3 protein-coding genes and 1 pseudogene are annotated in these 2,787 nt (G+C 66.1%); 1 reads left to right on the forward strand and 3 read right to left on the reverse strand.

The window, feature by feature from the left end; genetic code table 11:
- Positions 1–531: 531 nt before the first annotated feature.
- Together VGS97_RS08120 and VGS97_RS08125 are read right to left on the reverse strand one after the other, a co-directional pair.
- Entirely contained in the window at positions 532–1,194 is a 663-nt protein-coding gene (locus tag VGS97_RS08120; RefSeq protein ID WP_326852647.1) for a hypothetical protein, read from the reverse strand.
- A 174-nt stretch (positions 1,195–1,368) separates the two neighbouring features.
- The gene (locus VGS97_RS08125; protein WP_326852649.1) at positions 1,369–1,620 is read right to left on the reverse strand and encodes a hypothetical protein; all 252 of its coding nucleotides are present in this window, start codon (positions 1,618–1,620) and stop codon (positions 1,369–1,371) included.
- Between the two features lie 233 nt (positions 1,621–1,853).
- Between VGS97_RS08125 and VGS97_RS08130 the strand changes: the two genes are divergently transcribed.
- The gene (locus tag VGS97_RS08130) at positions 1,854–2,117 is read left to right on the forward strand and encodes a hypothetical protein (RefSeq protein WP_326852650.1); all 264 of its coding nucleotides are present in this window, start codon (positions 1,854–1,856) and stop codon (positions 2,115–2,117) included.
- A 399-nt stretch (positions 2,118–2,516) separates the two neighbouring features.
- Here the strand turns inward: VGS97_RS08130 and VGS97_RS08135 are convergent.
- Positions 2,517–2,787 (reverse strand): annotated as a pseudogene (locus tag VGS97_RS08135) (RNA polymerase subunit sigma-24); the annotation flags it as partial.

The following is a 2,787-nucleotide window of genomic DNA, read 5'->3' on the forward strand; positions in this document are numbered from 1 at the left end:
CGGCGGCCAGTGCACCTCCCAGGCCAACGGCGCGACCACCGAGCAGTCCGGTCCGCTCACCGCGGCCACGTCCTCCTTCCCCAACGTCCCGCCCTCCAACAACACGTCCGTAACCGACACCGAAACCCCCGCCACCGCCAGCCTGATGACCCAGGCGGTCTGCTAGCAAAGATCGTCCAGCCCAACGCACCGCTAGGACGGCCAGGCCGGGGAGCTGTCAGGAAGCTCCCCGGCCACGGTCGTGCCGCGGCGGACCGCGGAGGAGACGGGTCCGATCCCTGAGGCCCCCGGGCAGCGCGGCATACGGTTCGAGCGTGACGTGCTGGCAGTCCGGCGCGGACTTCACGGTCGCGGGCATCCCGGTGATGAGATCTGCTAACAGTTGAAAGGAGGGCTCGATGCTGACGCCAGCGGCGACGCTCAACTTAGCGGCGGAACTAACCGACGCCCAGGCGCAGGGTGACGCGGAATCGCTCGCGGCGATCGCGTGGCAGCTGTACGGGCAAGTGGGCGAGGATCTCGCGGAGATCGCTAGGCTGCGGGCGGCCATCCACGCCGCGTGGAACCGGTCGTCACCAGCGGGGACATCGACGGGGGTGGCCGGGCCCCGAGCGGGTCGCCAGGCGGTGTCCGCGTCGACTGAGACGAACGGGGTGTCGGGTCAGCGGTGAATGCGGCGACTTCGACGTGGCTTGTGATGAAGACGCCGAAGACCTGCCAGCCGTCGCCCTGGCACTCGTCTGATGGAGTCAGTGCGGCCAATGAGTCTTGCGAGGGGTCCATGTCGAGAGCGCGGAAGGCGGCTCGGATGTGGCGCCGCACAGCGTCGACTTTTCCGCTGAGCGCGTCGTCGTGTGACTTGAAATTTCTGCTCTGGAACTGCCGGAAGTCGTTGGTGCTGGCATCGATGGCGAGCGCCTCCGGGCCATGGAATTCGGCGACGTGAAAGGCAATCTCCATCGGGCCGAACGGCTCTTTCAGATGTTTGGCCTCAACCACCCAGAGGATGTGGCGCTCAGGAGCTGCGATGAGCACGTCGATCTCGCCAGGGATATCCAGGCCGCGAGCCGCAGCGTTCTTGATGGTCAGGCCGGAACGGAATGGTAGGCCGCTAGCTTCCGCGACTGCGGCTATGAGCCGCTCGAACCGTTGTTCTGCGTGCCTGCGCCATTTGGCGACCTCGGCGCGCACCACCGTGGGCAGTTCTTTGTCGGGCCAGGGAAGACGACGGTCGTCTAGGTATCGTGCCCAGACGCGTTATGTCGCGTGGGCGCAACGTGTCAGGAGCCACAGCTCCTCGTCTTCCGCCTGGCCTGGCGGTCTGATGAGCGGACGCCGTGCCAGCCGGGCGCCGCGTTGCTCGAGCTGTCAGTATGGCAACCCTTCCTGTTGAAGATCTTCAGCAGTCAGGGTGCAAGCGTCAACTGCTCGCCGCACCTGGGTTTCGGCGAGCCCCGACCATGCCACTATGTTGTGCACGAGAGTGCTGCGCACGACCCGCCCGATCGGGGGATGCGGCTCACCTGGGACGCGCCAGCTAGTCACTGTCTTGAGTACGGCCAGGATGCTGTCGATGCCGAAGCCCGGCTCGGCCGTAAGCGCATCGTCGACGGCCAGCATGTCGGTGGCATCTAGAGCTCTTGCCTTATCGCCGCTCCCTTGCTGCTCCTGGAGTAGTGCCCGGAATGTTGCTCACGGCGGTCCCCTTCCCTTCGTCGGATGACTTAGCGGTTGCCCGACACCCACCACTCGGCAGGCACCAGGCGGGGGACCGCCACTCTCAAGTTCTACAAAGGCCGGGACAACCTCTGAAGATCAGGACAGGCCACCAGTTCGGATACATCACACTGGACGTGCGCGTACTTGAATCCGGCCCGGCTGCCGACCTTGCCGGATGGGAGGCGGTCGAGCAGGCCACCATCACACCGCAGGCGGAGGTTCAGATCTACACCGACCAGCTGGCTGACCAGGATCAGTTCCCTGATCTGACCGGCGGTCGTCGCACCGAGTACCTCGCCATCCGGGTCAGCGCGCGAGGAAGGGACGCGAAAATCACGCGAAGCAACGCTGTGCACCCTCGGCGGGTCCCGCTTGAGCATCACCTGATCGAGGCATAGCCAGCCGCCGCGCCCGCCCCGCGACAGGTCCTCAAGCGCGACGAGACGACACGGTACTGGGAGAGCGCCGCCCTCCCACGGCCCAGTGATCATTAACCGCCAGCGCACTCTGCCGAGGTCATAGTCACCGAGCAGCGCCCCGGCCGCGCATGGTGCCAGTGTCGGCCCTCCGGCAACGCCCCGTCGCCGGTCGCAGCACGGCTTCGCTCGGGACGCGCTGATCTCCGGCGTAGCGATCCCGGACCAGACGGAGCCACATCAAGAAAGAAGGTGGCGCCAGACCAGATCATAGTCCTATTTCTCTGAGATCACCTCACTGTGCCGTATCAGACTACCCACATTGAAAGCGCAGGTCCGGAGCCCCGGGCGTGATCATGGCCCGGGCTCCTGGCTTCTGACCTAACCCGAGCCCGTCGTGCCTGCGAGTTCCGCTAGCCGGCGTTCGAGGAAACGCCGTTCGGCGCCGTCGTCGGTGAGTTGTCTCGCACGTCGATAGGCGTCACGCGCCTCGTCGGTCCGCCCGAGACGTCGCAGGAGTTCGGCCCTGGTCGAATGCAGGTAGCGGAAGTCGTCGAGACCGAGCTGGTCGACTATGCGCAGGCCGGCCTCGGGGCCTTCGGTCTCGGCGATGGCGATGGCGCGGTTGAGCTCCACGACGGGCGAGCCGGTC

It is taken from the genome of Actinocrinis sp. (genome assembly GCF_035946395.1).
In the GTDB taxonomy this organism is placed as follows: Bacteria; Actinomycetota; Actinomycetes; order Streptomycetales; family Catenulisporaceae; genus Actinocrinis.